General features: G+C 42.4%; 17 protein-coding genes and 2 pseudogenes. 10 read left to right on the top strand and 9 right to left on the bottom strand.

What is annotated here, in order from left to right:
• Window positions 1-2: 2 nt before the first annotated feature.
• From had to IPP77_10720, 5 genes are read left to right on the top strand one after another with little or no spacing between them, the layout of a single operon-like run.
• Window positions 3-1,067, top strand: coding sequence for a 6-hydroxycyclohex-1-ene-1-carbonyl-CoA dehydrogenase (gene had, locus IPP77_10740; protein ID MBL0310126.1), 1,065 nt, complete (start codon window positions 3-5; stop codon window positions 1,065-1,067).
• An 11-nt stretch (window positions 1,068-1,078) separates the two neighbouring features.
• Window positions 1,079-2,200 carry a 6-oxocyclohex-1-ene-1-carbonyl-CoA hydratase gene (gene oah / locus IPP77_10735; GenBank protein MBL0310125.1) on the top strand — a complete coding sequence of 374 codons (1,122 nt, stop codon included), beginning with the start codon at window positions 1,079-1,081 and terminating at the stop codon, window positions 2,198-2,200.
• Window positions 2,188-2,961 carry an enoyl-CoA hydratase/isomerase family protein gene (locus IPP77_10730; protein MBL0310124.1) on the top strand — a complete coding sequence of 258 codons (774 nt, stop codon included), beginning with the start codon at window positions 2,188-2,190 and terminating at the stop codon, window positions 2,959-2,961. Before oah ends, IPP77_10730 begins: the two co-directional genes overlap by 13 nt.
• A gap of 22 nt (window positions 2,962-2,983) precedes the next feature.
• The gene (locus IPP77_10725; GenBank protein ID MBL0310123.1) at window positions 2,984-4,519 is read left to right on the top strand and encodes a 3-hydroxyacyl-CoA dehydrogenase/enoyl-CoA hydratase family protein; all 1,536 of its coding nucleotides are present in this window, start codon (window positions 2,984-2,986) and stop codon (window positions 4,517-4,519) included.
• A gap of 57 nt (window positions 4,520-4,576) precedes the next feature.
• Window positions 4,577-4,981 carry a hypothetical protein gene (locus tag IPP77_10720; protein MBL0310122.1) on the top strand — a complete coding sequence of 135 codons (405 nt, stop codon included), beginning with the start codon at window positions 4,577-4,579 and terminating at the stop codon, window positions 4,979-4,981.
• Between the two features lie 26 nt (window positions 4,982-5,007).
• On the opposite strand, the pseudogene IPP77_10715 reads toward IPP77_10720, so the two are convergent.
• Both IPP77_10715 and IPP77_10710 read right to left on the bottom strand, forming a co-directional pair.
• Window positions 5,008-5,118: pseudogene (locus IPP77_10715) on the bottom strand (QacE family quaternary ammonium compound efflux SMR transporter).
• A 206-nt stretch (window positions 5,119-5,324) separates the two neighbouring features.
• Window positions 5,325-5,621 carry a hypothetical protein gene (locus IPP77_10710; GenBank protein ID MBL0310121.1) on the bottom strand — a complete coding sequence of 99 codons (297 nt, stop codon included), beginning with the start codon at window positions 5,619-5,621 and terminating at the stop codon, window positions 5,325-5,327.
• A gap of 155 nt (window positions 5,622-5,776) precedes the next feature.
• Here IPP77_10710 and IPP77_10705 point away from each other — a divergent pair.
• A protein-coding gene (locus IPP77_10705; GenBank protein ID MBL0310120.1) for an IS5 family transposase occupies window positions 5,777-6,594 on the top strand; the annotation gives its coding sequence in 2 pieces (ribosomal slippage) (window positions 5,777-6,158 and window positions 6,158-6,594; 819 coding nt in all).
• 370 nt (window positions 6,595-6,964) lie between these two features.
• On the opposite strand, the gene IPP77_10700 is transcribed toward IPP77_10705, so the two are convergent.
• From IPP77_10700 to IPP77_10670, 7 genes and pseudogenes are all read right to left on the bottom strand, one after another.
• Complete coding sequence (locus tag IPP77_10700) at window positions 6,965-12,067, bottom strand: hypothetical protein (GenBank protein ID MBL0310119.1); 5,103 nt, start codon at window positions 12,065-12,067, stop codon at window positions 6,965-6,967.
• Window positions 12,068-12,069: 2 nt separating this feature from the next.
• Window positions 12,070-13,178, bottom strand: a pseudogene (locus IPP77_10695) (PorV/PorQ family protein).
• Window positions 13,179-13,184: 6 nt separating this feature from the next.
• Window positions 13,185-13,847 (bottom strand): hypothetical protein, encoded by a 663-nt coding sequence (locus tag IPP77_10690; GenBank protein MBL0310118.1) that lies wholly within the window; start codon window positions 13,845-13,847, stop codon window positions 13,185-13,187.
• Window positions 13,848-13,996: 149 nt separating this feature from the next.
• Window positions 13,997-15,643: a S8 family peptidase gene (locus IPP77_10685; GenBank protein MBL0310117.1), complete on the bottom strand. Its 1,647-nt coding sequence runs from the start codon at window positions 15,641-15,643 to the stop codon at window positions 13,997-13,999.
• On the bottom strand, window positions 15,640-16,221 hold the full coding sequence (locus IPP77_10680; GenBank protein ID MBL0310116.1) for a hypothetical protein: 582 nt from the start codon (window positions 16,219-16,221) through the stop codon (window positions 15,640-15,642). Before IPP77_10680 ends, IPP77_10685 begins: the two co-directional genes overlap by 4 nt.
• A gap of 170 nt (window positions 16,222-16,391) precedes the next feature.
• A complete protein-coding gene (gene mnmA, locus IPP77_10675) occupies window positions 16,392-17,501 on the bottom strand; it encodes a tRNA 2-thiouridine(34) synthase MnmA (GenBank protein ID MBL0310115.1) in 1,110 nt (369 codons plus the stop codon).
• A gap of 49 nt (window positions 17,502-17,550) precedes the next feature.
• Window positions 17,551-18,774, bottom strand: coding sequence for an S-adenosylmethionine:tRNA ribosyltransferase-isomerase (locus IPP77_10670; protein ID MBL0310114.1), 1,224 nt, complete (start codon window positions 18,772-18,774; stop codon window positions 17,551-17,553).
• A 137-nt stretch (window positions 18,775-18,911) separates the two neighbouring features.
• On the opposite strand from IPP77_10670, the gene IPP77_10665 reads away from it, so the two are divergent.
• Genes IPP77_10665 through purQ form a run of 4 tightly spaced genes read left to right on the top strand, consistent with a single transcriptional unit; the run spans window position 18,912 to window position 22,603 of the window.
• Window positions 18,912-19,379: a hypothetical protein gene (locus IPP77_10665; GenBank protein MBL0310113.1), complete on the top strand. Its 468-nt coding sequence runs from the start codon at window positions 18,912-18,914 to the stop codon at window positions 19,377-19,379.
• A 42-nt stretch (window positions 19,380-19,421) separates the two neighbouring features.
• The gene (locus IPP77_10660) at window positions 19,422-20,861 is read left to right on the top strand and encodes a hypothetical protein (GenBank protein MBL0310112.1); all 1,440 of its coding nucleotides are present in this window, start codon (window positions 19,422-19,424) and stop codon (window positions 20,859-20,861) included.
• Between the two features lie 9 nt (window positions 20,862-20,870).
• Complete coding sequence (locus tag IPP77_10655; protein ID MBL0310111.1) at window positions 20,871-21,887, top strand: hypothetical protein; 1,017 nt, start codon at window positions 20,871-20,873, stop codon at window positions 21,885-21,887.
• Entirely contained in the window at window positions 21,884-22,603 is a 720-nt protein-coding gene (gene purQ / locus IPP77_10650) for a phosphoribosylformylglycinamidine synthase subunit PurQ (protein MBL0310110.1), read from the top strand. Before IPP77_10655 ends, purQ begins: the two co-directional genes overlap by 4 nt.
• Window positions 22,604-22,658 lie beyond the last annotated feature (55 nt).

Genomic DNA, 22,658 nt, shown 5'->3' with positions numbered 1-22,658 from the left:
CCATGAGCAATAAAATGTATCAATGGCAAATGGTTGAGCTTGATAAAGAGTTCAGGTTGATTGAACAACCACTTCCAGAAATAAACTATGGAGAAGCGATGGTAAAAGTAGCCGGCTGCGGAGTATGCCACACCGATCTAAGCTTTTGGCATTATGGTGTGCAAACGCGACATACTTTACCTCTTACTCTTGGACATGAAATTAGCGGGGTCGTGGTAGAAGGTCCACAAGAGTGGTTGAATAAAAATGTAATAATTCCTGCTGTACTTCCATGTGGCGAATGCGAATTATGTAAAAGAGGACGTAGCAATACTTGTCGTAACCAAGTGATGCCTGGTAATGATTTTGATGGAGGGTTTGCTTCACATGTAGTGGTGCCATCGAAATATCTATGTCGCGTTCCAGACAAGGTGTTAAAAAAGTATTCTTTACATCAACTTTCTGTTATTGCCGATGCCGTATCCACCCCTTATCAGGTAGTAAAAAAAGCTGGAATCGAGCCGGGTGATTTAGCCATAGTGATTGGCGTTGGAGGCGTTGGTATCTATGGAGCCCAAATTGCAAAAATATTTGGTGCAAAAGTTATAGCACTAGACGTAAACGATAAGAAACTTTCGATTGCTAAGCAACACGGAGTTGATGCAACACTTAATATAGAGGGATTGGATTCTAAAGCCGTTAAGGAACAGATAAAATCAATTTCAAAAGTATTAAAAGCCTCTCCGGTGTGCTGGAAAATATTTGAAATGTCTGGGACCAAGGCAGGGCAGGAATTAGCATTTAGTTTAATCACTTTTGCCTCTACTCTTTCTATTGTTGGCTTTACGATGGATAAAGTCGAAGTGCGACTTAGCAACTTAATGGCGTTTGATGCAACAATGATCGGCACTTGGGGTTGCAAACCCGAATTGTATAGCGAAGTAGTGAAATTGGTTATGAACGACCAGTTGAAAATTGATCAATTTGTCGAAACATTTCCAATGTCAAAAATTAATGAGGTTTTTAGAAATGCACTGGAACACAAATACATGAAACGTCCAGTACTTATACCTGATTTCAAAAATTAAATAGCCGTTTTATGAATGATCTCCTCAACCACAATCTAGTAGATATAAAATTCAAGGAAATCCTTTTCGAAAAACGTCCATGCTTGAATAAAGGTGGTTCTCAGATAGAAGGCTTGTATAACGCATGGATAATTCTCAATAATCCTATGCAATTCAATTCATACACAACAGCGGCTGTGAAGGAAGTAATTCTCGCCTTCCGACAGGCATCAAATGATCGAAGCGTGGTAGCCGTTGTATTTACTGCAGTAGGAGATAAAGCATTTTGCACCGGCGGCAATACCAAGGAATATGCAGAATACTATTCAGGAAACCCTCAAGAATACTCACAATACATGCGTTTGTTCAATGATATGGTTTCTTCGATTTTCCTTTGTGAAAAACCGGTAATCTGTCGCGTGAATGGGATGCGAATTGGTGGCGGACAGGAAATTGGAATGGCTTGTGATTTTAGTGTTGCGAGCGATATGGCTCGTTTTGGTCAGGCAGGACCAAAACATGGCAGTGCCCCTATCGGAGGCGCTACTGATTTCCTTCCTTTGTTTGTCGGGGTAGAGCGGGCAATGATGTCGTTGACCTTGTGTGAACCGTGGACAGCTCATCAGGCATATTATTATGGAGTTATTACGGACATAGCGCCTGTGCTGAAAGTGGATGGAAAATTTATTGCAAATCCATTAGTGAATATAGAGAATATGATGGATGAATATGGAAGAATAATTTTTGGCTCAATGAAAACCGGAGAAGCCTTGGCGAAGGCAAAAGGGGTAGTAGCAAAAGCTGAAACAGATTTGAGTATGTTGGATGAGACAGTCAATAATCTGATTGTAAAATTGTTGCACACTTTTCCTAACTGCATGAACAAAACCATTAGCGAAGTGCGCAAGTTCAAATTAGAGCATTGGGATAAAAATAAGGAGAGCAGTCGCGAATGGTTAGCGCTAAACATGCTTAGTGAAGCCAAGGCCGGGTTTCGTGCTTTTAACGATGGGCCAAAAGATAATCGCGAAATAGATTTCATTAAACTGCGGCAGCTGCTTGCTGAAGGGCATGAATGGAATGAAGAATTACACCAAAGCATTTCACCTCAGTTTCAAAAAAAACTATCTAAATCAATATCATGGGAAAATTAAAAGTCAATTACACCCATGGAAATTCTATTGCTCAAATTATTCTAGATGATGGCAAAGGAAACGTGCTCGACTATCTAATGATGGAAGAATTGCAGCAAACCCTGAATAACCTAAAAGAAAAGAAGGAAATTAAGCTTATCACCTTCGAGGGAGAAGGAAAGCATTTTTCATTTGGAGCTAGCGTAGAGGAGCATCAGAAAGAGATGGCTGCGACAATGCTCAAATCCTTTCATCAGTTATTTCTCACACTGCGTGATTTATCCATTCCTACACTCGCAAAAATTACTGGACAGTGTTTGGGAGGGGGGATGGAACTTGCCATTATGTGTAATTTCTTATTTGCGGATAAAACGGCAAAATTCGGTCAGCCCGAAATTGTGTTAGGAGTCTTTCCACCTCCGGCATCCATTATACTTCCTGAAAAAATTGGCTTGGCAAAAGCTGAGGAATTGCTGCTCACGGGGAAGACCATCTCTGCAGAGGAAGCAAAGACTATCGGTTTAGTGAATGACGTGTATGAAGACAAAGCCACGTTAGAATTTGGGGTAAGTTCTTTTATTGAAAAATATATTCTGACAAGAAGTGCCTCCTCACTTAGGTATGGAGTGAAAGCATCGCGAGCCAAGTTTAATCATGTACTCAGCAACTTTCTGCCGATGCTCGAACAGATGTATGTGACCAACCTAATGAATACGAAAGATGCGAATGAAGGAATTGCCTCCTTTATTGAAAAAAGACAAGCCGTGTGGCAGGACTGCTAAAACAGAAGGAACCAATAGAATTATGAAAATCATAAAAACAGTTGGGGTGGTAGGAGCCGGCACAATGGGTGCGGCACTAGCCCAAAAATTTGCACAGGAAAACTTTAGAGTAATTCTTGCCGACCGCGAAATGCGATTTGTTGAAAAAGGGATAAGCAATATCAGCAATATGCTAGATGATGGTGTGTCAAAAAATGTTTTTACCGATACGCAAGTGAAAGATTGCTTAGCAAATATTTCAGTGACCGACAACTTAACGGACTTACAGAGTTGTGATTTGATTGTGGAAGCAATCTTTGAAAACTTTCAGGCAAAAATTGACTTGTTTCAGCAACTAAGCAAATTGGTACCATCAGATGTTATTCTTGCTACCAATACCTCTTCGTTTTCAGTAAATGAATTGGCCCAATCAGTTGTACATCCTGAACGGTTTATCGGTCTGCATTATTTCTATCACGCGGCTAAAAACCGGTTAGTGGAAATTATTCCCGGAGATAAAACTTCCTCTGAAATTATTGAAAGGACGAAAATATTTTGTGCGCAATCGGGCAAAGATGCCATTACCTGTATTGATACTTATGGTTTTGTGGTGAACCGGTATTTTGTTCCATGGCTGAACGAAGCAGTAAGGTTGCTGGAAGAGGCTGTTTCAAACATCTCGACTATAGATGAGGTATGCATGAAAACTTTTGGCATAGGAATGGGTCCATTTGCGTTAATGAATGCCACTGGTGTTCCGGTAGCTTATCATTCGCAAAAGACCTTAGAAGTATTCGGTAGGTTTTACAAAACCTCCGAACGACTAAAACAACAGGCAGAAGCAAATCAAACATGGAATCTAGAGGAAGAAATTTGTACGGATGAGAATGTTCAAAAAATAATTAGCCAGCGTATGCTGGGTGTTGTATTTCTCGTTTGCACTCAGTTATTAGATGAAAATGTTTGTACCGCAACTGCAATCAATCGAGGAGCCAGAATTGGCTTGCAATGGGAAAAAGGACCTGTGGAAATGATGTTGCAGTACGGAGAAAATGAAGTAAGATATTTGATAAAACAAGTTTCGGATTTATATCAAACCTCCGTCCCCACATCTGTTGGTTGCGATTTCTGGAAGATGAAATATGTAACTCTTCAAAAGCAAAACAACATAGCGGTTATTACTATGAGCCGACCGGAAGATTTGAACGCGCTGAACGAAGACGTGATGGGTCAATTAGAGAGAAGGTTTACCGAGGCTGATAATGATACGGCTATTGAAGTTATTTTCATCACCGGTTCAGGCAAAGCGTTTGTTGCGGGTGCTGATATAAAATTCTTTATAAAAAATATTAAGGCACATAGGATTGATAATATTGAATCTTTCTCTGCCTATGGACAAAAAGTTTTTTCAAAAATTGATGAATCAAAGAAAAGAGTAGTGGTGGTATTGAATGGGTTTGTTTTAGGCGGAGGGTTAGAATTAGCATTGTGTGCTGATGTAATTCTTGCTTTGCCAAAGTGCCAAATGGGTTTTCCTGAAACCGGCATTGGCATTTACCCCGGTTTAGGCGGAACGTAACGAAGTATAAAAAAGATAGGTAAAGCGCTGAGTAAATATTTGATACACACTGGTAAGATGTTGAGTTCTAAAGATGCCGTGGAAATTGGTTTGGTAGATGGCATTATAGGTATTGAAGAAATGTTTGAATTATTTACGGGGGAGAAGGACATTTCGATAAAGAACGAATTTAAGTTAAATGAAAAATGGAATAGTATTCAACACTTCTTTGAAGAAAACTCTGTTAGCAGATTATTATCTCATCAATTTATAATCAATGGGTTGAAGAATGAGGAAGCTGAAAAAATATTCTCTACCATTAAACGCAAAGCTCCTTTGGCTATTAATGTTGCGGATAAACTGATTGACGAAGCCGCTGGATGCGAATCGGAGCTAAAACATTTGAGGGAAATATTTTCATCGGCCGATGCGCTATTGGGTTTAACTTCTATTGGTAAACCGGTAGAATATCAAGGTAAGTAACAAATTTTGTAACGTTACGCGTGTAAACCTGCGTACCACAAATACATTTCGGTTCCTGTTGCTTCTTTTGCTTTTCCCAAACAAAAAGCAAAGGAGGCTTCAAACAGACCTGCAATAATTAAAACAATCCAATTCATCTCTTTAAATTTGTTTATTGTTACCAACGGTTAATTCCTCCATTGAAAAATAAATATAATAGACCTCTACGGAAAATCAGATTTGTTTTAATGATCTCCCTCTTACACACCCTCCAAAGGGAGCCAAATGGATGATTTTCAGAAGAGGTCTAATGAACCTCACCAACAACCATAATGCGAGTTGTTGAATGGTGCCGTTCGTTCTGTTATTGTTTTTGAAAACTAAGCGCCATCCAAAACAAAGTGGCTCCTTTTCTTGGTGAGGTAGGTACTTTTCTCTGTGGGTTAGCTACTTTTCTTTGTGAAGTAGGTACTTTTCTTTGTAAAGTGGCTCCTTTTCTTTGAGAAGTAGATACTTTTCTTTGTGGAGCAGCTACTTTTCTTCGAGAAGTAGGTACTTTTCTTTGTAAAGCAGCTCCTTTTCTTTGTGAAGTAGGTACTTTTCTTAGAAAAGTAGCTGCTTTTCTTCGCGTATGATACAAGTCTTGTTTGTAAACAATCAAATATTCGGGTAAAAGGACGGAATTGGTGGCAAATAGAGGGTAATTCTACAAAACGCCATTTGTTTATTAGACTTCTTCGGAAAATAGTACAAACCACACAAAAGGGTATAAAACATAGGGTAATAGTTTAGTAGCAAGTAAGGACATTTGTATCCATGTTTTGGAAACAAATACAAGACTTACCCGACAAAAGGTTTAAGCGGCTAACTGGGGTAAGCAAAGCGGTGTTTCAGGAGATGAGACAATCTGTGATGGCGCACCAACAGAAGCATCGAAAGCATCCTACGCGCGGCAAGCCACCCAAACTGGGTTTAGAAGATAAGTTATTGGTGATGCTGATGTATTACCGGGAATACCGGACCTACGAACATATTGGGATGAGCGAGAGTCGGGTTTGCGAAATTGTACAAGCTATGGAGCGCATACTTATAGCAGATAAACGATTCCATTTGCCAGGGAAGAGGCAGTTGCTGCAATCCGATTCAGAGATAGAGGTTGTGCTCATAGATGTTTCGGAAACCCCAATAGAACGACCGAAAAAAAACAGCGGCAATACTATTCAGGAAAGAAAAAAAAACACACCCTTAAAACACAAGTAATCGCGGAAAAGAAAACTAGAAAAATCATTGCAACCGCCTTCTCCAAAGGAAGAAGACATGATCTTAATCTCTTCAAGCAAAGCAGAACAACGATACATCCTGCTATCAAAACACAGACGGACACAGGATATCAGGGGATACAGAAGCTACACAACAACGCCGAATTACCTAAAAAACGCAGTAAAAAAAACCCGTTGGCGAAAACTGACAAAAAACAGAATCAACAGATATCATCCAGCCGGGTAGCTATTGAAAATATCATTCGCGAACTCAAAATCTTTAGAATACTAGCTGAAAAATACAGAAACCGAAGAAGGCGATTCTCCCTACGATTTAATTTAATCGCCGCGTTCTTAAATCTTTCTATTAAATGATTTTCCGAAGAGGTCTATTGTTGTCTCTGCTTCGTCCCTGTTGGAGATTTCGGAACGCTTGACAACCCAATTACTACACACACCATTTACACACACTTTTTTCCGCAGGATTCACCATTGGTATCCAACGCTCCTACGTCATTTGTGCCGTGCATTTGACTGTAAAGCAAGACAGGCCTGCTTCAGGAGAATTCTTTATACAAGGTTATACAAAACAGTGGTAAATTACCATTGGCTAGACTGTACCCGTCCGGTCCGCAAAAAATCCCACTTTCGAAAATGAAGGTGAGATTTTTGTTTTTACAGAGGGAAACTAAAGGGGAAGTTTTCTCTTGTCCTTTCCCTTACAAGGAGGATAAATCACCTCTGCTTAGCGAATGATGACCATTTTCCCAAAACCCTTTTTGAAGTATTTGTCGTAGCCTTGTGATAGGTGTTCCATTTGTTTATCGTCTATGCGCACTACCACGCGATAAAAATAAACTCCGTTGGCCAGCAGGTCACCGTACTGGTCGCGCCCGTTCCAAGTATAAGTGGTCATGTTTCTACCCACGTGTAGTGGACCTAATTCTTCTTTCATAATTTCTTTCACCACGGTTCCCTTAATCGTCATGATTTGAATCTTCATAAAGTCCGGCACTTCAGAACCGGTGATGGTGAACACAAATTGAGTAGAAGTTGTAAAAGGGTTTGGGTAGTTCAGCACATTTGTAATCATCGCTTTGTTGATCACCTCAAACGAAGTTTTGTAATCATAGAAGATATTGCTTTCAAAGCGCTGACCGGTGGTGCTGCTGTTGTTGTTGCTGCGGTCGTGGTTCCTCACAATCAGTTCATAAGTCCCATCAAACGGCAGGGTGGGTTTTAACTCCACCTGAGCCACATTTCGCTTGGAAAGATTAGATGAATCAGCAGGGAAGAAGGTCATAATCACATCATCAAAATTTATCTGACGCGGTGAAGACTCGCCTGGGTATTTCAGAAAAACACTAATGAGCGAAGTATCGTTCAGTGCCAGAAATTTGTTTTCGTCTTTCAACGTTATCAGGATATTTGGTTTAGAAGAAACAATGTCGCCATTCATAATGTGGCGGCTATCAAACGTTACGTCGAGCAGTGGATTGATTTTATCACCACCCGTTTGGAAAGTGATTTCGGCAATATTGTTGAAGTGATATTGTTCCACCTGGTCTTCGTCGGGGTTGGCCTCAATAATTACTTTGTTCAATCCTAAGAAAGTATTGGAGTTCATAGGCGCATCATACACCAGTATCATGGTGTCTAATCCCGGCAATGAATCAGAACGGATGTAGGAAATAGTCGGATTGAATGTAGCATCGCGCAAAATATATTTAGTCAGCATGCTGTCCATCGGCTCTTCGGTCACATTTTCCAAAGCAATTTCCAAATGAAAGTTCTGTCCGATACTGGTAGAGTCGGTCATTTTGAAATGTGCTGCGGGATTGATAGCAGCTTCGGGCGGCTTTTTGTAAAGAATGCGCCAGTAGAGTGGCTGGGTAGGAGTCCTCAGTGAGTCGTCGCGGGTGCGCAGGCGAAGTTTAAGGTAAGGAAATTCATAGGCATTGATGCTGTTATTAAACAAAATGTTTGGCTGTGTAGTGGAGATAAGCAGGGAATCAAAGCCGTTCCGGCTAACTCCAATAATATCCAGCGTATCAACGTCGGTGAAGAGATTATTCAACGGGCTGGTTTTCCAGTGTGCACTGCCCCATTCTACCGCCGGACCAATGCGCGGCGAAGTCATATTGCCTTGGTTCCAGGGACCTAGAAAAGTGAAGCTGGTATCAAGAGCCGTGGTGTAACCATTTTGCGCAGCAAAGAAGGGAGAGAAGTTTAGGTCACACTTCTTGGTAAAGTACACAAAAGGACCGGTGATAGTTCCGTTTTTGAAAAGGCTAGCCTGCATACCGATAGATTCCAGAGCGGTCACTAAGGTATTATCCCAACTGGTGTATGGCGGACTGTTGGATGAATAAACAAGTACGTAATAATTACAGGGGATAGAATCAATGAATCGTTTGATAACGGTGGACCAGGGTTGATTGAAAAGACCGTTGGTGCCGGTAGTATTGAAGTCAAAAGCATTTTGCAGATAATATTGAAATCCGCAATGGGCGCTGCCGTATTTATCGCTGTAATTGTCCCCATCTACATTAGAACACACCCAGTTGGCACCGGTCACCGGATCAATGACCGCGAAGGTGATACCTTGAAGAAATCCGCATCCCCCCATGCGATAGCGGTGCATATTGGAGTTGTTGTAGTCCCAGCCTAAAGTAGAGAAGGGGATGTTTCCCCCTACGGCATCGGCAATGCCAGTCTTTACATGAATCTGGTTAAGCGTAGAAGGAAATTTAAATATCCGGTCGGTGCTGTCCAGACGAAGGTTAAAATAAGTATCTTTCTTCCATTGAAAGTAGTGAGATTGGTTCCATCCCGGATATTCATCTTTCAGATAAATGAAGGATGAATAGTGCCAGTTCGTAGCAGATGAATCTTTTCCTACTCTCCAGTAATAAACAGTGCTGTCTTGATAGGTGATGGTAGGTTTCCAGTGTACTACGCCGCCGCTTTGAAAAACCCCGCCACTCTGAATCGGATTGCTGAATTTTTCAGAGGTATCAATCTCGAACTTATAATTCCGTTCCCGTGCAAAAGGGTTGATAGTCGAGGCCTTTAGCGTTACCCCTTGTTTGGGAACGATAGCAAACTCATAAGGGTAAATCGGAATGATGTCATCGCTTTGAATATTGATAGACACCGGAGCCGTTAATCCATTATTTCCCTCAGCCATTTCATCTATTTCAAAATCGGCATCTACATAGGGCTCAAATAGATTCTGTCCATAACCCAGCGTGGAAATATTTATCGGAAGTTTGAAGGTAACGGTATCTCGATAATATGGGGCATCCACTATTTTCTTATAAACGAAAGGTGGGACGGCATTTCCTCTTTCGTCAAAAAGTGTTCTGGTGAGAGAAACTGTGATGGAATCTTTGATGGCTCTGCCAAGATTGGTCACCACAACGTTTACTTCAAATGAATCATTCCCTGCCATAATAGTGGTAGGATTAAAGTACACAGAAGAAGCATCTATGGCATAATCTGGCTTGGGATATTGATTTACGCTGATAGCCGGGTCGCCGTGCAGGGTCATTTCATAAGCCACCAACATGCTGTAATCGTTAGCACTACAACAGGTATAAAGATTACTGAGCGTCCGCTGAAGGGATTTGCCAAGAGTTTGGGTATAGGTATTGCGACAAAAGTTTTGATAAAGGCGGCTGGAGAAATCGTGAAGACCGGAAGACACCGAAAGGCTGGATGTAGCCATGAAGGCGATAGCGCCTCTGTCTGAAGGCAGCACAAAGCGTTCACTATATCCCGGGGAGGCATCATGAATAAATCCGGAAAAACATCCGTTGGAGAGAATGATAGGATATTTGCCTTGGTTAGTGTAATTCTCTGGCTCATCTATACTAAAGTCGAAGGCACCGGTGGCGGAGTGTCCGAAAAACGTAAGCCACGATACCCCTTCATTGATTTTGCCTTTGATAATTTGTGATACCGACTGGTCAATAGGTGCGTTGGTGTTTTTGGTAAAGGTATTCACCCGAGTTCCCCAAGAGGTGTCGTTAGAAATCAGGCGATAACTTTCCACAAAGCTTTTAAAAGAAACCTGTTCAAAGGAAGAAGTGCCTCCGCTGAAATGGAGCAATTGTTTCTGCCAAAGTTTTTCAGGAATAGATTGATTGAAGGCATAGCTGTTTTGTTGGCTTTCATATTCCTTCATTTTGGTCAGGTAGTTTTTAACCTGATTACCGTTTTGTGCCGCCAGTCTGCCGATGGCCACTAAAGGTTGGTCGTTGTTGCGGGAAGAAGCAAGCAGATTATCGGAACCGGGAGAACCGAAAGTAGGTACCAGAGTTTGATTGTAGGCGGTACCGGTGCCTCGATAGGTGATATACTCTCTGGCTTTGCCAATTAAGAATACATGCGTCAATGGAATCACCCATTCGCTAGATCCATAGCGAATGAAATTGCGGATAGCAAGCGGAGATTTGCGTATGCCATAACCAAATTGGTCGTATAGCACTTCGATATCTGCAATGCGTGCTTGCTGAAATTTGCCGGATGTAGGATTGTCGTTAATGTCGCGGTATTTTCGATACTCTTCTACCCAATTATTACCACTGCCATCATTGAAAAGCAGGCTGTTAGAAATAATGAAATAGTCCCCTTGGTTAGAAAGGTTCTGGTAGTCTACAAAGTTTACCGGTGTCATTTCGTTGATGACTGTGTAGGTAGTGCTATTATTTGCCCGCAAGTACAAGTCCCTCTTATTGCCGGACAGGAGCAGATGATATTTGACCGGAGAAGTAGACGAAGGCAGACTGGAGTTGTATATATGTCCATTCGTTAAATCATAGAGCAAGGGTTGAGTGCCGTTGTCGTTAAAATTGCTGATCTCTAAATACTTCGAGTTGTTAGGGTCTCCGGCCACCTCAAAGTAAAATCGGTCAGCACCGCCGAAATTAAATTCTCGTGGATATAATATTCCTGCGCCACCTACCATATTCTGATTTTGGCTGGTGGCACCGTCTATACCGTCGGCCACAAAGGTGAGTGTGTTGGCGCCGCTAATTAATTGTTGCGTGGATATATTAGTATTCACCCGGTTTACCTTAAATCCAAACTGCCTCAACGGTTTGTACATCTGCACACCATTCAGACTGATAATTACGTCGTGGTTTTCGCGGGAATGGTTGGTATAATAAGTTTGAACGATTGCGTTTGGCCCCTGAGTGTAAACGAAAGGAGTATTGATCGTGAAATTTTGGTTGCTATGGCCGAAGTAATTACAATTAGCAATAGCCTCTCCTTCATCATAGAGGGATTTGTAAAGCTCGGTAGTTCCGGCAGAATAATACTTGCCCGGATAGGCAGCTCCGCAGGGGTAATTAAGACGGGAAAAATAAAGAAAGTAATCTTCTCTGGGCGGCAAGTTGGTTAGGTCATTAATTACGTTGATGAACCGCGGATTGTTTTGCAGGTTGTTCGTGGTTAGAAAGAAAACAGAGGTGTCTGTAAACAGACTATAATTTGGATTTATCTGATGCTCGGAAGATCGGTAGAGCAAACTGTCAATAAAGCCGGTGTTGCGCTTGCCAAAAAATTCAATGTAGTCATTTGTTCCCAGTCCTGAATTGTTTGAAACAAAAATGGGTACCGGCAAGCCATTGTGATACATCACCAGATTCTGTGGGTTCAGCGAACCAATGTTGGGAATAGCTGCTGCTAGGGTGGAATAGTTTATCCGATAAATACCGTCCGCTACAACTTTAATTTTATAATGAGTACGAGCAGGATCAATCCATTCATTGCCGAAGGGCTGTGCTCGGAGTGCCAGAAAAACAAGACTTGTAATTGAAAGGAGTAAAAGTTTCTTCATCTCTATTCCTTTTGCTTCTTCGTAATGTCGAGGCGGAGGGAGATGACATGTGAGTATAATCCGGCGCCGCCCGATGCGTCTTTAATGGTGGTCAAGTTGGTGAGGGCATAATCAATCGAAACAATTTTTATGTGCAATCCGGCACCAATATTGGGAGATACAGTGAATCGTTTCTTCCCCAACTCATCCGTAGAACGCTGCACATTGCCCACCCCGGTTCGAATTGCCACATCTATATTCTTCGCCGGAACATATTTTAATTCCAACCCCACGTTCATATCTATACTGATGGGCTTAGCCGCAATCAGCACATTTCTTTTTCCATCCGTAGTGAAAGAAAAATTCACTTCGGGCGTGATAAAGAATTTATCCTTGATATTGCCTTCATAAGCTCCGCCTAATATCAATAACGGCGTTGTGATTTCCAATGTATTTTGGGTAGTTCATTGTTCGTTTGTGTCAGGATTTGTTTTTCCGCATCGGTAAAAGTGATGTTCCAGGCATTAAAGGTGCTGCTGACATCGCGAGCCATAAAGCCGATACGCCATTGTTTAATGCGATACTGTAATCCGAGATCTAGCCCAAAGCCCCATGCTTTGGCGAACTTCCCGATTTGGCGATAAATCACTTTCACAGTGGCTCCAATGGTTAACCCTTTGACGGGCAGTGTTTGTGCGTAGTGAAACATGAAAGCATAATCTGCCGCTGAGAAGGAGGTGATTTTTGTATAATCCACACTGCCGTCGGGCTGAACCAAGAACAGAGTATTTGGAATGTCATCCACCCCAAAACGATAAAATGAAAAGCCCAGTACTCGCTTTTTGTTTTGAACCGGTACAGCAAGCGACACGTGATCATACTTAGCTATGCCCGCAAAATATTCGGAGTGCATAATGCCGATTTGAAAGGTATTAGGAATTTGAACTAATCCAGCGGGGTTGTAATAAGTAGAATACGCATCGGAAGTAGTAGCCACCTGCGCATTACTCATCGCCAATCCACGGGCACCCACCCCGATATTCAAAAACTCATTGCTGTACTTACGTACCACCTGTGCATTTCCAAGTACTCCAAATATTAAGAGTAGAAATAGTCCTATGGTTTTCTTCATATTTCTTTATGGTTTCAGCAATTGCTTCCAGCTATAACGTATTTGAGCATCCATATTGTGAAAAGCTGCTATAAACTTGTCTTTCTCCTCGTTTGTAAACTTGGTTTGGGTTACGGTAGAATAAATCCTATCCACGCCAAATACCATCTTTTCTATTTCTTCAAACAAAAACAAAAACTTTTTTTCTTTAAAAAATCCAAATCTACTTATAAATACATTTTTCTCCTTGCCGAGTTTTAGAAAATCGAAATAGCAAAGCAACATCTTTTCATCTGCCATCATTATTTTCTCATAGAATCTTTCACACACTATTCTTTCTGTCAACATAATCTGCCGATCAATCATCATCTCTACAGCGATATGAGCAATGACCGAAAGTCGCAAACGTTCACGGTCTAAGCCCTCTTTCAAAAAGGCACTGCAAAAAAGCGAAACATGTTTGGCAAACAGGGCAGAAGCATGAAACCATTTATCCCCAGCATAATGTCGGACAATGCCTTGGTGTATTTCTTTCAGGTCATCCTGCTCAGGGGCAGGTTTCTTCAGAATAATGGAATTATGGATTCGCGCAAAGCCGGGTGTTAGGTCAGGAATACCTAATCCGGCTACAAAAAAAGGACTTTGGTTGGGCTGTTCGGTATAATAATGGGACAGAAAATGCACCTGCAAAACTGTAATTCTCTTCTCTGATTTTCAAATAGGTTGCCAACATTACAAGAAAACTTTAGATGTATTCGAGAAATAAGCGTTGCAAATAATATGAATGGGATATAAAAAGGATTACAAGATTAGTATGAAACTGAATAGCTTCTGATTTTTTATTTCATCTTCAATATCCTCTGTGCATATTTCTTCTGACCGTCCATCCTTAGTATATACTCACCGGCGGATAAAGATTGAATGCCGTCTAAGCAAACCAGTTCATAGGTTTGTGCACGCAGAAATATATGGAATGAATAAACCTTTCTACCCAATAGATCAAATAGCTCTATCCGTCGTTCCCCTTCTTCTTCATTATATAAAGACAGGTTCAATTCATCGGTAAATGGAATGGGATAAATCACAGCACCTGCCTGCAGATTTAAAGTATTGGGATTATACGCTGTCAATAACTGTAGATAGGCATTGTAGAAATTTGGAATCCCATAGCCATAGTTATTATCGGGAGTATTGAACCGATCAGCACTTTCTATAATCACCTGCCGGATTTCTTGCGCGCTTTTTTCAGGAAATGCACCCCAAAGACTGGCAGCGCATCCCGCTAATATGGGACAGCTAAAAGAAGTTCCACCAGCCATAGCAAGATTGCCTGAAATGTCCAAGACCGCCGCAGAGGAACCCTGCGCACAAACATCTGGTTTAATCTGGCCACTGGCATTGGGTCCGCGGCTGCTGAAACCGGTAATCGTTCTGTCCGGATTCACAGCTCCTACCGCCATCACCTCTGTGCCATCGGCAGGAGCTGTGATATAAAACCAAGCATCGTCTCCGCTGTTTCCGGCACTGTTTAATACCAACATGCCCTTGCTGAAAGCCATGTTTGATGCACGGGTAATAAGCGTATAATCACCGGTTAAGTCAGCGTAAGTGTGATCGCCGGCGCCACTTCGGAAGGTAGTATATCCCAGTGAAGTAGAAAGAATATCTGCGCCCGAACTATCTGCCATTTCTGCCGCCGCTGCCCAATTGTATTCCTCCATCACCCATTCATCATCTATATCTTCTGTTTCATAAAGAAAGAAATCAGCGTCCGGGGCAGTGCCTAGAAAATGGCCGGGAACGTTTCCAGCTATACAGCTAAAAGTATTGGTTCCGTGTCCTCCATCAGTATAAACATTCATCTGGTTGCGGACGAAATTCCAGGTTTGATGAATGCGTGGACGGATGGAATCAAAACCAGCGATAGAGTCCGCTCGCACAAAACCATTATCCATCATGGCAACGGTGATGCCTTGGCCTCTGTAGCCCAATTGATGAAGCAAATCGGCATTAAGCATCCTTATTTGATTATAAGCAATACCATATAAACCGGAGTCCACATTGTTTTGGTCAACGGGCTCTACCGATTCAAACTTATCCTTCATATCCACGGAACGCGAGGGAACAAACCAAATAGGTGCGAGGCTGTCCACAAACGAAAACTGACGAATCGAATCCAGATAATCATTTTGCCCCACCTTCACCACCACCATATTGAACCATTTCAACCGGTGGACTAACTGATGGATGAACGGCGAAATGCTATCTATATATGCTTGTGATACCGGTAAGTCATTTTCGGAAATAGGAATAGCTTGTTTGTTACGACGCTCTATAGACTTTTGTGATAGGAACTGAGTTGGATTTCCGATTTGAAAAGGAGAGGATGCCTTATCCTTAAATTTTATCCAATAGAAATCAGATTGGGCAGAGAGCGCCAGCGATGCTTGTAAAAACAAGCACAGTATAGTTGACCATCTCATCATGGATGATGTTCCACTATTCTCATACGAATGCGGAAACCGTTTTCCGGTCCGGTCTGCCAGTCTTTGGTAACATTTTGCTTTTCCAGATGTTCCCATTCCTGATAAATCATACCGACGTTTTTGGCATAGACTTCTTTGCGTAAAGTTTTATCAATCAGCGTTTCGCGGTCCACTTCATCTACCGTCAGCGTACTGTCAAAATTAAAGCCGTTGATGGAATAAGGTTGATGCACACTGGTATAATGATACTCCCAATCGCGATACATTTCATACGGAGAACTGGTAGGCAAGAACTGGTTTCCATTCCATGAATCACCTTCGGCAGGAGGGAAAATGAGTTTCATGAAATTGGCATCATCCTCTTTTTTCTGTGCGTTGGTTGTATTGATCTTCATAGACCAGCGCTTGAAAAATGACCAAGAGGCGGCGCTGTTCGGGCGGCGATACAAATCCAACTGATAGTTCAACTCATTTAAGTTGTCATAGAAGGTGTCGCTAATGATTTCCATGAGTTGATAATGCACCGTGTCGCGGCGATACTCATCCGGCGGAGCATAACGATAGAGAATCGAATCCACATCATAAATTACGTAGTGGCCGGTGTTGAGCGGGAAGTATCCGTAATGATAATCTAACGCCAGAATCCATTTTGTCCTTACAGGAATTAAGTGACATAAGACCTAAGACACAAAACACAAGACACAGAACATATAATACTGTGAACTGTGAACCGCTAACCGCTAACCCTTTACGCATTCAAGTTATAGTTTGATAAAATAATTCCTCCGCCAATCACATCATTTTCTTCATAGAAGACGGCGCTTTGCCCTGGAGCGATGCCCGGCACCTTGGTATCGAACTCTGCTTTGATACGGTCCCCGATTTGATTCAGCGTGGCGGTGGCTCCTTCGTGATGATAGCGCACCTTGGTAACCGAAGTCATATCTACCGGGATCGAATCATATTTCTGGAGATTTATTTTTCCCACCCACATACCGTCGCGATCCAATTCTTTTTCCTCCCCCAACACCACCGTGTTTGTTTCGGGATGAATTTCTGTCACAAACATTCTTTTGCCAAAGCCATCATTGCCCAAACCCTTTCGCTGTCCGACGGTATAAAACGGATACCCCTCATGCTTGCCGATCACCTTTCCTGCTACATCTACAAAAGTTCCTCCAGCCACCTTCTTCTCCAGTTCCGGTATGCGCCGTTTCAGGAAACCGCGATAATCATTACCCGGTACAAAACAGATTTCATAGCTCTCACTTTTCTTTGACAGTTCTTCATAACCCATATCTCGCGCCATTTGGCGAATGGCTGGTTTATGAAATTTCCCTACTGGAAAAATAGTTCGGTTCAGGCAGGGTTGACTCACGCCCCAAAGTACATAGCTTTGGTCTTTGTTCTCATCCAAACCTTTTGAAATCACCTGCCTTCCGTTCACCTCGCGCAGTTGGGCATAGTGACCGGTGGCGATAAATTCGCAGTCCATCTGGTCGGCGCGCTTCAACAGGGACTCCCATTTGATATGTGTGTTACACAACACACAGGGATTAGGAGTTCTTCCCGCTAGATATTCATCCACAAAGTTATTGATGACATAATCACCAAACTCCTCGCGGATGTCAATAATAAAATGACTAAACCCCAAATCCACCGCCACCTGTCGCGCATCGTTAATCGAATCGAGCGAACAGCAACCGGTTTCCTTTTTTGAACCACCCGAAGTGGCATAATCCCAAGTTTTCATTGTGATGCCCACCACCTCATAGCCCTGCTCATGCAACATCACCGCGCTGACTGTCGAATCTATCCCGCCGCTCATCGCCACCAAAACCTTACCCTTCTTACTCATAACAAGGCGCTAAGATAAAGCAATTAAAAACGAAAAACTTTAGCGCACTTCATTTTCTCGCAAAAATCAGCGACCCATCGCCATAGCTCAAAAAGCGAAAGTCATGAGTCAGCGCATAATCATAAATTTTCTTCCAATCCCCTCCGGCAATGGCCGCCACTAAGAGCAACAAGGTGGAGGAAGGTTGATGGAAGTTAGTGATGAGCGCCGTCGCAATTTTCAATGTGTATCCGGGGGCGATAAGAATCTGCGTTTTACAAAGCAAGGTTTCCAACCCTTTTGTTTTCATCCATAAAAGTAAAGCATCCAGAGCATCAGAAGCAGAAATATCATCTGGCAGTGACTTATAAACCTCCCATTGACTGATTTCGATTTCCTGCTCAGAAAGAGATGGATTCAATTTGGCTTTCACCCCCATCCAATATAAACTCTCTAAAGTGCGAAGCGAAGTAGTGCCCACCGGAATCATCGGTCGCTCCAAGGCATCTTTAATTTGCTGAATAGTAGCTCTGGACAAACAGATCACTTCTGCATGCATTTCATGTGCTCCGATGGTTTCAGCAGTCACCGGTTTAAATGTTCCCGCTCCAACGTGTAAGGTGAGAAAGGTGGTCTGAATATTTTTTTGAGCAAATGATTCAAAAACACGAGGCGTGAAGTGAAGACCGGCTGTTGGCGCAGCCACAGAACCTTCATATTCGGCAAAGACGGTCTGGTAGCGAGTCTGGTCTGTTTGGTCGGCGCTTCGTTTCAGATAAGGAGGAATAGGCATTACACCCGCACGGTCTAATATTTCAGCGAAGGTAAAGTGAATGGGTGTCCAACGAAATTCAACTACGAAAGCATCAGAATTTCTTTCCACAATTTCTGCCTGCATCGTGAAGGTATCGGTCTTCATCACCAACACTTTTTCTTTCCATTTGCTGGCTCGCCCAATCAGGCAATTCCATCGAGTAGATTCCTTTTTTACCATGGCAGAGGCCATGTCTATTTGTTCGCCGGCAGGTTCCAGACAGAAGACTTCTACTTGGGCTCCGGTGGCAGTTGGAAAGAACAAGCGGGCATGAATGACTTTGGTGTTATTGAAAACCAGAAGTGAATCTGTGGGGATGTGCGCAGCAATATTTCGGTAAGTATCTTCCCAGATTTCTCCAGAACGGTAAACCAGCAATTTACTTTCATCTCGTTCGGACAGTGGGTAGCGTGCAATGCGCTCATCTGGTAAATCGTAGCGGAATGGCTCAATGCGAAGGTCGGCTATGTGCTTGGTCATGGAAGGTCAAATATATGATCGGGCGGCAAACAAATGGGTGGATAAAAACATTTCCCAATTCAGAAAAATATTTACCTTTAGTTGATTAATGCCGAAATAAAACCGCTGATATTCTATCCATTCATATACCCCAAGCTATGAACTCATCTGTATCAGAAAAGATTTTCGATATTTTTCGCAAACACCGAATACCCGCAAACGGAGTCTTGTATCCCCGCCATATTTCTGCCAGCGTTCATCTTTGGGAGGAAGAGAGTCAGCAAAGTTTCGAGGAAGAAATGAGTGGGCTGGTTCAGCAAGGTTATGTAAATGTGGACGATGATACTTATCGCCTCACCGCCCTAGGCTACGAGTATCTTTACCGGCATTATTCACTGGCAGATACCATTGAAATTATCTTAGCTGATTTCAGAAAAAGACGTATTGACAAGAACGATATTCTTTTGTTACCCGCCTTACTTGCTACTCTTCAAAATGAAGACCGCTATCATTTCGACCAATATGACAAAGCCATTCGCTGTTTGGTTGAAAAAGACTGGCTGATAGCCAATGGCCGGGGGTTCATCCTGACCAATGAAGGATACCGTGAAGTGTATCCTGAATAACATCCTCTGTATTAGCAGCAAAAAAGACTTTATTTTGAACCGATGAAATGGCTGCCGGTTTTCTTTTTACTATTTGTTATTTATTCATTGTCCGCCCAAGTGGTGGAAATTTCTAACCCCTATCGCCTGCCTGCCAAAGCCAGTCGCTTCCGCGTGATTGGGAAAAACAACGATGGAGTGGTGGTGAGGCTTTATGGCACCGAAGATATCATGGATGTTTTCGATGATAAGTTGAAACTAATTTCCGGTAAAACTATTGACTTTAGAAATCAGAGCGGATTGTTGCAACACATCATGCTTAACCGATCCGGTGCCGTGATCTTTTACTTATTGCAAGAGAAGAAATATTCAGTCCTGATGGCGCAGCCCGTGAGCGCCAGCTATGCAGAGATCGGAAAACCTTTAGTGATTGACACCATTGTGGATAGGAAAGATTTAGTGGCTTCCAATTTGCGATTCCGAGCTTCGCCCGACCAATCAAATCTATTGATCTATTATCCTTATTTCAACGGAAACAAGGTCGAGTCCATACAATTCTTGTGTTTAGACCAATCTCTAAAACCGCTTTACCACCGAACCGTACCTATAAACCGCGACGAGCAAGAACTGGAGGACTCGAAATCTTTGGTAGATAATGATGGGAATGCTTTGTACATGTTGCGCCCGCCAGATCAAGAGGGCCATAGCAATTACGATGCCTATCGGCTCAGTAACCAAGGAGATTTAACTACCTATCGCTTAGTTATTGAACGAACGGTATTTGGCGAATCTTCTTTCGAGCTGGATAGTAAAAATGGCAATCTGGTCGTATGCGGGTTTTTTGGTGAGATCACTCCTTCTGGAGAATCTGCTGCTACGGGCATCTTCTATTCTTCTTTTGATCCGGCCAATGGGATTCCATTAGCCTCGCAGTACATCAGTTTTCCCAACGACTTTATGGTAAAACTAACCGGTCGGCAACCGGGAGATATTTCGCGGCTCTATACTTTCAATATCCGAAAAGCCTTATTGCGGAACGATGGCGGTGCGATGGTTTTGGCCGAATCATTCATTAAAGACACCCGTGAAATACCCGTTTCTTCTGGCTTTCAACCGGGTTTTAATTCTTATCGAACTTCCGAATCATTTCAATTTAACGATGTCATTGCCTTTTCTATTGCACCCGATGGAACCATGGAATGGAATTCGGTCATGCGCAAAACGCAGAAGAGCGAAGATGACAACGGCGCCTACTCTTCTTTTTTGATTATGAATGAAAAGGACAAACTGAGGCTTATATATGTAGATGACCTGATGGGTGGCGGCACATTGACACAATATATCCTCAATAGCGATGGCACCAGTGAAAAAAAGACACTATTAAGTCAAAACGATAATGATGTTTTGCTGTTGCCAAAATTGGGAAAACAGATCACGCCAAACCAGGTGGTGATTCCCAGTTATAAAAGCAATTCATTGCGCCTACTAAAAATCGCCTTTTAAAAAGTTGCAATGCTATCTATCTTCAAATCCAACAACCCTTTAGTAGTTCTGTTATATTTCATTTATCTGGTCATATTTCGGCTTTATTTTGTCTCGCACTCACCCAATACAGAATCGGTTTTCTTGCATCAGGAACCCTTGAGCAGTGGACTTTTCGGTTTGCTGTTGCGCATCCCTATTCCCTATTTAACGCTGAGTGTCCTTCTCTCCGCGCTGCTATGTTTTATACAGGCTATTTGGGTAAACGATATTGTCAATTCCAATAAAATTCTATCAAAAAGAAACTATTTGCCGGGTGCTATCTTTATTGTTTTTTCCTCATTTCTGCCCCAGTTTTTGTTGTTGGATCCGGCGGCGGTTTCCTTTACTTTTTTGATTGCTGCCACCGGTAAAATATTTTCTATCGTCCGAAAAGAAAAGGCGAACGGAGACATATTCGACATTGGCTTTCTGATTGCCATTGCCTCTTTGTTTTACTTTCCTTCCATTCTTTTTTTACTGTTTGGATATATAGGACTGGCAACCGTTCGGGCGTTCAGCTATCGAGAATGGACGATACTTTTTCTCGGATTTATCGCTCCATTTTTTCTGGTGTTTACCTTCTACTTCTGGATAGATGATCTGCCGATATTGCTTTCGCTTTTAGAAAACAATCATTCCATAAACTGGTTGAACGGATTCCATTTCACACAAATGGAGTGGGCATTGCTCGGTGTGTTGGGCTTCATTAGTATGGTTTCATACGTAATGTTGCCTGCCGCTATTTATTCTTCGGTCATTCAGACGCGAAAATTTGCTTTGTTGCTGCTTGTCTTTACCGTACTCAGCCTAGTTTCTTTCCTGCTTTTGCAATATGCCAGTCTCACCCACATCCTTTGGCTGAGTTTGCCGCTGGCTATCATCATTTCTATGCTGATAATGCAGGTGAAAAGAGTCTGGATTTACGAAGTGATTCATTTAATTCTAATTTTGCTCGTGTTGGCAGGACAGTATCTGCCGTCATTATTAAAAACCATCGAATCATGAAGTTTGGCATTGTAGTTTTCCCTGGTTCCAACTGCGACCGGGATATGTATCACGTAGTGAAGGAAGTGATGGGTAGCGAAGCCCGCTACATCTGGCACAAGGAAACCGATATTTCTGATTTCGCTACAAACGATTGTATCATTCTTCCCGGAGGATTCAGCTATGGCGACTATTTGCGCACCGGTGCTATCGCTCGTTTCTCCCCCGTGATGGAGGCGGTCATTCAGTTTGCTAAATCGGGAGGAAAAGTTTTTGGGGTTTGTAACGGCTTTCAGATTCTTTGCGAATCGCATCTGCTTCCCGGTGTTTTGTTGCGGAATGATAGCATGAAGTATGAGTGTAAGAACATCTATTTAAAGGTGCAGACCAATAAAACTCTCCTCACCTGCAAGACTCATGATGAAGATATTTTGAAGATTCCTATTGCACATGGCGATGGAAGATATTATTGCGACGATGCCACCCTTCAATCGCTTTATGAAAACGATCAAGTGCTTTTCAAATATTGCGATGAACATGGGGAGGTTGGCCATGAAGCGAACCCGAACGGATCTATTGACCACATCGCCGGTATCTGCAACGTCGAAAAGAATGTTTTCGGCATGATGCCACATCCCGAAAGAGCTTCGGAAAAAGAGTTGTTGAATACCGATGGTCGAATTTTATTTGAATCGCTCATCAGCCGCGTGATGGAGATGACGGTTCTTTACGGGTAAATCCATTGACCAACAAATTTTAAAAGCAGAGTTTCCTATCTCTGCTTTTTTTGTT

Source organism: Bacteroidota bacterium (genome assembly GCA_016722375.1).
Classification (GTDB): Bacteria; Bacteroidota; Bacteroidia; order Chitinophagales; family LD1; genus Bog-950.
This window is presented reverse-complemented; position numbering and strand designations above follow the sequence as displayed.

Excerpts from the sequence above, each read along its gene's own strand:
- IPP77_10665 (MBL0310113.1), top strand. The coding sequence starts at position 18,912 with ATGAACTCATCTGTATCAGAAAAGATTTTCGATATTTTTCGCAAACAC.
- IPP77_10685 (MBL0310117.1), bottom strand. The coding sequence starts at position 15,643 with ATGATGAGATGGTCAACTATACTGTGCTTGTTTTTACAAGCATCGCTG.
- IPP77_10700 (MBL0310119.1), bottom strand. The coding sequence starts at position 12,067 with ATGAAGAAACTTTTACTCCTTTCAATTACAAGTCTTGTTTTTCTGGCA.
- IPP77_10670 (MBL0310114.1), bottom strand. The coding sequence starts at position 18,774 with ATGACCAAGCACATAGCCGACCTTCGCATTGAGCCATTCCGCTACGAT.
- IPP77_10730 (MBL0310124.1), top strand. The coding sequence starts at position 2,188 with ATGGGAAAATTAAAAGTCAATTACACCCATGGAAATTCTATTGCTCAA.
- IPP77_10725 (MBL0310123.1), top strand. The coding sequence starts at position 2,984 with ATGAAAATCATAAAAACAGTTGGGGTGGTAGGAGCCGGCACAATGGGT.
- IPP77_10660 (MBL0310112.1), top strand. The coding sequence starts at position 19,422 with ATGAAATGGCTGCCGGTTTTCTTTTTACTATTTGTTATTTATTCATTG.
- IPP77_10720 (MBL0310122.1), top strand. The coding sequence starts at position 4,577 with ATGTTGAGTTCTAAAGATGCCGTGGAAATTGGTTTGGTAGATGGCATT.
- oah (MBL0310125.1), top strand. The coding sequence starts at position 1,079 with ATGAATGATCTCCTCAACCACAATCTAGTAGATATAAAATTCAAGGAA.
- IPP77_10655 (MBL0310111.1), top strand. The coding sequence starts at position 20,871 with ATGCTATCTATCTTCAAATCCAACAACCCTTTAGTAGTTCTGTTATAT.
- mnmA (MBL0310115.1), bottom strand. The coding sequence starts at position 17,501 with ATGAGTAAGAAGGGTAAGGTTTTGGTGGCGATGAGCGGCGGGATAGAT.
- purQ (MBL0310110.1), top strand. The coding sequence starts at position 21,884 with ATGAAGTTTGGCATTGTAGTTTTCCCTGGTTCCAACTGCGACCGGGAT.
- had (MBL0310126.1), top strand. The coding sequence starts at position 3 with ATGAGCAATAAAATGTATCAATGGCAAATGGTTGAGCTTGATAAAGAG.